The following is a 6885-nucleotide window of genomic DNA, read 5'->3' as shown; positions in this document are numbered from 1 at the left end:
GCCAAACCTATTCCACCAATATCGGACAGTTTCGTGGCTCACATCGATGCCTCGCTCGTGCAACAGATCTTCGACATTCCGAAGCGATAGCGGGAATCGGATGTACAACATCACCGCAAGGCGGATGATCTCGGGACTGGTTTTGAAGTATTTGAAAGAGGCAGGCCTGGTCATGGGCAAAAGCTACGCAACCGCCCTGCCCCGCTCAAGCAAAGTTCTTCTGACAAGACCCTTTTGAACGTAGGCGAAGGCCCATTGAATGATTACAGCAAGTTCATCTGCAAAGGCGGGTTCAAAGGCTGCAAGCCCATCCTGACTCATCCCGATCAATGGTGTGCCGACAGACTGATGCGCCCCCCCTTCTGGTGCAAGCGTGACCCCGGATGGCGTGCCAATAAGGATAAAGCGCGCGTCTTGATAGCAAGCATAGTTCAGTGAATCGAGGCCTCTGCAAACGAACGGGTCATAGACCGTTCCAATGGGGATCAGGCGCTTCCCGAAGACCGAATGCGACAGCCCCGCCGCACCCAAAAGAAGCATCAGGTTCATCTCAGCTATGCCCAACTCGATATGCTGGCCATCTGGTGCGAACTCCCATTTGGCCGTGGAAGGGATGCGATGTTCGATAAACGCATCAGCCTGCTTGGTGCGTGCAAACAGTTTGCGCCGATTGACCCACGGCCCAAGGCTGGTGGTTCCGGTCACATCCGGTGACGTGGTCACAATCCGCTCGGCCAATGCGCTCTGACCTTTTGACAGGTCATCGAGAATTTTGCCGAATGCCATCTGGGTCGAAATCTCCCGACTGGAATCGATGTTGATCTCTGGAACGTCAATAACGTCGTCGGAGAACCGGCGTGGCCCTTTTTCAAAGAATGAGACCGTCGAGAGGAAGCCCTGCAACTCTTCTGCTTGGGCGACGGTTGCAAACCGTTCCCATTCCTGTCCGTCGGCAACTCCCATACTTTCCTGCCACCCGCGGAACTGGCTGGTGTTCATCAACCCTCCGTGGTTGTCCTTGTGACCCGCGGTGGGGGTGCCCCAACCCTTGATCGTGTAGGCCAAAAAACAGGTCGGTCTGTCGTGTTCGATCGCCTCGAATGTCCTGGCCATGGTTTCTACACAGTTTCCGCCAAGGTTCTCCATCAAGGCTGCCAGTTCGGCATCACTGCGCCTTTCGATCAGTGCCGTTACGTCCCCTTGATCGCCAAGATCGTCCATCAGACGTTTTCGCCAAACGGCGCCGCCCATGAAGGTCAGGGCCGCGTATTCCTGGTTCGGGCAATTGTCGATCCAATCCCGCAATCGGTCACCACCAGGTTCTTCAAAAGCGGCTTTCTGCAAGACACCGTGTTTTACCCGCACCACGTCCCACCCAAAGGCGTCAAAGATCTTTTCAATCCGCTCAAACAGCCCTTCGCGCACGATCCCATCCAAGGATTGGCGGTTATAATCGATAATCCACCAGGTATTGCGCAGGTTGTTCTTCCAACCTTCCTGTAAAGTCTCGTAGATATTCCCTTCATCAAGTTCAGCATCCCCAACCAGCGCCACCATTCGACCCAACAGCAATCCACGCCCCCACTGTTTGGCCGAGATGTAGTCCTGCACGAGCGAGGCGAAGGAGGTAATCCCCACGCCAAGGCCGACCGAACCGGTCGAAAAGTCCACGTCATCCACATCTTTTGTCCGGCTGGGATAGGATTGCACCCCGCCGAAACCTCGAAAATTCTTCATCTTCTCTACCGAGAGGTTCCCCATCAGATGCTGAATCGCATGAAACACCGGCGAGGCGTGGGGTTTGACCGCGACACGATCTTCGGGCCTTAGGGCCGAGAAATACAGGGCCGTCATGATCGATACCATTGATGCCGATGATGCCTGGTGCCCGCCCACCTTGATGTCGTCCTCTTTGGGGCGAACATGGTTGGCGTGATGGATCATCCAATGCGACATCCACAAAAGTTGCCGTTCGATGGTTTTTAGGTGGCGTGAATTCGCTGTCATGATATGCTCCTCTCGCGCAGGAATAATGCATTCTCGGCGCCTGGTGCTGCCAAAATAGCTAAAAAACTCCTCTGCGTTGGTGGATTTCACCATTGTTTTCGGATATCGAGGCCAAAATCATCGCAGCATGAGTGAAAATGGACGAGATTGATCAACGAATCCTGCGTGAACTTATGGAAAACGCCCGGCTGTCACATCAGGAGCTAAGTGACCGCGTCGGGCTTTCACCATCACCTTGCGCGCGCCGGATCAAAAAGCTGGAAGCGGACGGAATTCTAAGCGGCTATTACGCCCGGGTGGATGAGGCCAAAATGGGCTTCGGCTTTACCGTCTTCATCTCGGTGCGTCTGGACAAGCAAATCGACAGCCAGTTGGAACAGTTTGAGCGCAGCGTGCGAAACTTGTCCGAGGTGGTGGATTGTTGGCTGATGACCGGCAGTTTTGACTATTTGCTACGGGTGGCTGTATCGGATCTGAGTGAGTTTGAAGTGTTTCTGACCGGTCGTCTGACCAAGATCCCCGGCGTTGCGTCGATCGAGTCCTCGATCCCGATCCGACGGGTCAAAGACCAACGGAGCCGCCTCGCATGACCGGCAATATTTGCGTCTGAGGACAGAAAATCATTTGTGTGCAGGCGCTACGCGCAAACGCAGCGCCTGCCGCACGGTCATCCCCGCATGTGTGGGATACGCGCCAATATGTCGGTGCCCTGCTGGTTCCAGAAGTGCAGCAGGTCTATGAAAATCCAGTTTTCAGTCAGTTTGTCACCCGAGCGGCGATACATATCGATTACCCGCATGTCGCTGAGCTTGTCGGATGCAGGCATCCCCATAAAGCCCCCCGACGGCCGGAGCGTGAGATTGGGCCACCCGAAGAAGCCTCCAAACTCACCTTCGGCGATGCGCGCGATGTGGCCGTTGAAGCTGCGATCTGCAAGCCCATCACGAAACGGCCCGGCATGCTGTTTTATGTAGCGCTCAATCGTGTAGGCGGCACCAATCCCAGTCGGTCCCCACCAGATCATGTCATCATTCCAACTGCGCGGCAGTTCTTCTTCCAGACCCAACTCTTCGCGCCCTTTCCAGTCACGAATGTCGTCGATCATGAACTCGATTGCCGCCAGGGTCTTGCGGCCCTCTTCAGGATCTTGCGCATCGAACATCACACCCGTGTGTGTCATTGGGCCGGGTTGCACCAGCTGAGCACCGGTTTGGGAGGCAAACAGACGTAGACCGGCCTGCGCGGCAAGGTGGGGGATGTCAAAGAACATCGCCGTATCGGTGATCTTGTCGCCTTCGACGCGATGAAATTCAGCATAACGCAACATGGCGATCTTGTTGGTGTGCGGAATGTTCAGCCATGGCGCATCGAACAGACCCATCAGGTGCCCCATCGATGCGACCCAGACCCCACCTGGCTCCAGATGGTTGTCACCCGCCATGAAGATATCCAAACGGCGCTGCATACGACGCAGAGAGTTTTGCAGGGGTTTCCAGAACCGCTCCGCAACTTCTAACGGGTCATGGATTTCATGAAACGGGTGATAGCCACGCCAGATGGCCTCAGGGGCAAAATAGGTTTTGGCCGCAGCCACGGCGTCCTCGTCCAGTGCCGCAAAATAGCGTCGAACCAGGTCCTTAGCAGATTGTAAGTCAGACATTTTTTCTCTCGAGATTTGAAGGGGATCCGACGGTTTCCCCGTCGGCAAGAACTGTGCCTCAGGCCGCGTCCTGACGGGCCTTTGCGATCTGCATCATCAGGTCTAGCTCGTTAAACAGTTGCCATTCCTGCTCAACGCGGCCATCCCGAACGCGCCATTGGGTAATACCCCAGATCTGACAGGCCGCCCCGGTCGCGGCCCGGTATGTTTCGGTGTCACCGGAATGCGTGGTCTCTGCACTCCAGCGAGTCGAAATCAACCAGCCGTCCGCATCGTTGCCCATCCAGTACACCTCATCCACCTGGAGTGAGAGGTCGGAGAACGCATCACGCAGGCTTTGGACGTAGGCCTTGTAGACAGAGACACCGCTGAACTTACGCTCGGTCGTGCCTTCGAATGGCATATCGGCGGCGTATTCGGTATCTAGCACGCTCATGTCACCATTCCAGATATTGTCATGCAGACGCCGCGTGAAACTATCCGGGTCAAAGCCGTAAACCGGCTGGCCCTGCGACAGGGGCTGATCCGGAACCGCCGATTTGCGCAGATCATCCCAGATTTGCGGGCTGCGCGGCCAGCCGGCCGGTGGATCAGACGCCAGTCTTTCGGCCTCTTCCCAGAGGTCGATACCCAGCTGCTGCAACATAGCTGATGTGTTGTACAGCACGTGTTCCAGGAAGATGTCATTTTGCAGCGCCACGCAATTGGCGATAACCATGACACTGACGTCTTTGTCCGTGGACGGTCCATACCGGCTTGGTCCGGTATTTTTACCGATGATCCGGGTCAGATGCGAGGTGTGAAAGCCCACCTCATCGTCGCCGGCCCAGATGATCTCTTCTGCGTCCAGAATGATGTCTGGGAAGGCCCCGGTTGTGTGATGGGTATCGGCGATAATCTTCTTGTTGCCGGTTTGCAGGCCATAGTCGTCGTAGATCAGCGATGTGGGCCCATAGCAATCAGCGATGTATTCGACCTGCGGTGGTTTGGACTCCCAGATCCGATGGGTGATCCGAACGATGTAGTCGACGATATTGGCATATTCGGGCTCAAACCCGCGCAAAGATTGCTTTGGGCCAAAATCCTTTGGAATCCGTACGGTGCGGTTGTTTGAGTAGTCTCGAAATGAGATATCGTAGCCCGTAGGCATATGTTGACGCGCAAGTGGCTGCGCAGCCCCATAGTTCCGTGACATGTTCTCTCCTGTTCAGAACATAGTGGTTGAAAATCTTGCCGCGCTATCCTTTGACCGCGCCCGCTGTCAGGCCACTGACAATCTGACGCTGGAAGAACAGAATAAGGAAGAACAGCGGGACCAAAGCACTCACAGCTGCGGCCACGGCGAACATTACGTCTCCGGTTTCCCGCACAGTCCCAAGGAAGCTGTTGATTTTCGGAACCATCGTCTGGTTTTCCGAACTTAGCAACACCGCGCCGATGGCAAAGTCATTATAGGCCAGAAGGAAACTGAACAGCCCCGTGGTGATCACCCCCGGCCACATCACCGGAATGATCACATGGCGAAACGCCTGAAACCGGGTACAGCCATCGACCATGGCGCTTTCGTCCATATCCTTGGGGATGTTCAGAAAGAACGAATGCAGCATCCACAGGGTAAACGGCTGATTGATCGCCACCAGAACGATGATGGTCGTACTGAGCCTGCCCCAGATGTTCCATTCGAAGAACGGCAGCAGATAGCCTGACACCAAAGTCATATGTGGCATCGCCCGAAAGACGAGGGCCAACATCAGCAGCCAGAACGCGTACCGATAGCCGGACCGGGCCAACGCATAACCGCCCAGCGTTCCAAGTGTCAGCGAAATCACGACCGTGAAAAATACGACTATCGCTGTGTTGATACTATTGCGCCAAAACTCCTGTTCGACCCAGGCACCTTGGTAGCCCGCACTGGTAAAGGCACTGCCGGTTTCGGCTTTGGTCAACACACCATAGATCGCGTTGGTCCAGTCTGTCTTGGAAAAGAAGTCAGGCTGAACTTTGAATGATCCCCAGAGTGTCCAGATGAACGGGCCAGCGGCAATGAATATCCACAAGACCACAAAGCTTGTCGTGAACCAGATTAAACCTTTGGAGCGTCTGTCTGCGACGGATGTTGACATAATCAGGCCCTTTTCCGGTTAAAGTCGCGCCAGGTACGGATCAGCACGGGGGTCAGAAGGATTGCGACACCGATAATCGTCATGATCGATGACGCTCCGGCAGATCCGAATTGTGGAATGTCACCGCCGCGCAAGTCATTGTAGATGATGTACGACAGAGAGGTCGCTTTGGCCGACGCCTGGAATGCCAGGATTGGTTCAAGCATCCGGAAGTTGTCCATTAACTGCATCAGCGTGATGAACACGACCAGAGGCATCATATAAGGCACAACCACAAACCGGACGGCCTGCCAGCGTGTGGCGCCATCAATTTTCGCGGCCTCAAGCGTTTCCTTCGGGACGGTCTGCAACCCGGCGTAGAAGACAATGAAACTGAACGGGGTTGAACTCCAGATACCGTAAACAATCAACATGATCCACGTCAGCGGCGTCGACGCCTTCAGTGAAAGGTTTGGGTCATTGAATATCCGCTGCAACGTCGCACCGATGATACCGTCGGCGTCCACCATCCAGAAGATGATCAACGCTCCCACCAGCGGAGTCACGATCATAGGCAGGAGAGAAACGAAAATCGTCGGCCCCTTCAACAGGCTAGGGACTCTGTTAACCGCAAGCGCGACCCCCAGCCCGAACACGACCACCAAGGGTGTGACAACAAATGTGTAGGTCAACGTAAAGATAAGTGCTTTGTAGAACGGCAGGTTCAACAGCTCTGAAAAGAACGCACCAAACGTTTCCGTTTCATCCCATGCCACTCCAACTTGTTCAAAGGCAAGGTGTTTGCGATTTGCGTAAGTGCGCAGACCGTTAAACCGGCCCAGAGGGGCCTCTTCCTGCAGAACTGCTGTGGCTTCAGTATCGACCTGCAGAACCGTTTCGCATTTGAACGGTCCACAGTTTTCAACTTCGACCATAACCTGTTCATGCTCAACAAACAAAGATTGGATCGCAACCGACACGGTGGGAAGCGCAATAAACAGGATCATCGCTGCCAACGATGGCAGAATGAACCAAAAGAACGTGCGATGTTTCATGGCGCGGCACCTAAGTTAGCTTTGCGATCCGGGCGGGAGTGCTCCGGGGCGGATGTTTCAG

Annotated in this window: 5 protein-coding genes and 2 pseudogenes; 1 reads left to right on the top strand and 6 read right to left on the bottom strand. The window is 54.9% G+C overall.

The features are described from left to right. A pseudogene (locus RUA4292_RS23925) lies at window positions 1–174 on the bottom strand (IS6 family transposase); the annotation flags it as partial. A gap of 57 nt (window positions 175–231) precedes the next feature. Then, a pseudogene (locus RUA4292_RS06710) lies at window positions 232–2007 on the bottom strand (thiamine pyrophosphate-binding protein); the annotation flags it as partial. Between the two features lie 137 nt (window positions 2008–2144). Here RUA4292_RS06710 and RUA4292_RS06705 point away from each other — a divergent pair. Continuing rightward, the gene (locus RUA4292_RS06705) at window positions 2145–2597 is read left to right on the top strand and encodes an Lrp/AsnC family transcriptional regulator (protein WP_058276905.1); all 453 of its coding nucleotides are present in this window, start codon (window positions 2145–2147) and stop codon (window positions 2595–2597) included. 77 nt (window positions 2598–2674) lie between these two features. On the opposite strand, the gene RUA4292_RS06700 is transcribed toward RUA4292_RS06705, so the two are convergent. The 4 genes from RUA4292_RS06700 to RUA4292_RS06685 are packed head-to-tail and all read right to left on the bottom strand — an operon-like array spanning window position 2675 to window position 6824. Beyond that, entirely contained in the window at window positions 2675–3667 is a 993-nt protein-coding gene (locus RUA4292_RS06700) for a nuclear transport factor 2 family protein (protein ID WP_058276904.1), read from the bottom strand. A gap of 58 nt (window positions 3668–3725) precedes the next feature. Then, window positions 3726–4862 (bottom strand): nuclear transport factor 2 family protein, encoded by a 1137-nt coding sequence (locus RUA4292_RS06695; RefSeq protein WP_058276903.1) that lies wholly within the window; start codon window positions 4860–4862, stop codon window positions 3726–3728. A gap of 43 nt (window positions 4863–4905) precedes the next feature. Then, entirely contained in the window at window positions 4906–5790 is an 885-nt protein-coding gene (locus RUA4292_RS06690; RefSeq protein WP_058276902.1) for a carbohydrate ABC transporter permease, read from the bottom strand. Between the two features lie 2 nt (window positions 5791–5792). After that, window positions 5793–6824, bottom strand: coding sequence for a carbohydrate ABC transporter permease (locus RUA4292_RS06685; RefSeq protein WP_058276901.1), 1032 nt, complete (start codon window positions 6822–6824; stop codon window positions 5793–5795). Window positions 6825–6885 lie beyond the last annotated feature (61 nt).

It is taken from the genome of Ruegeria atlantica (assembly GCF_001458195.1).
GTDB lineage: Bacteria > Pseudomonadota > Alphaproteobacteria > Rhodobacterales > Rhodobacteraceae > Ruegeria > Ruegeria atlantica.
Note: the sequence above shows the minus strand (reverse complement) of the source record. Positions and strands in the feature narration are given on the sequence as shown.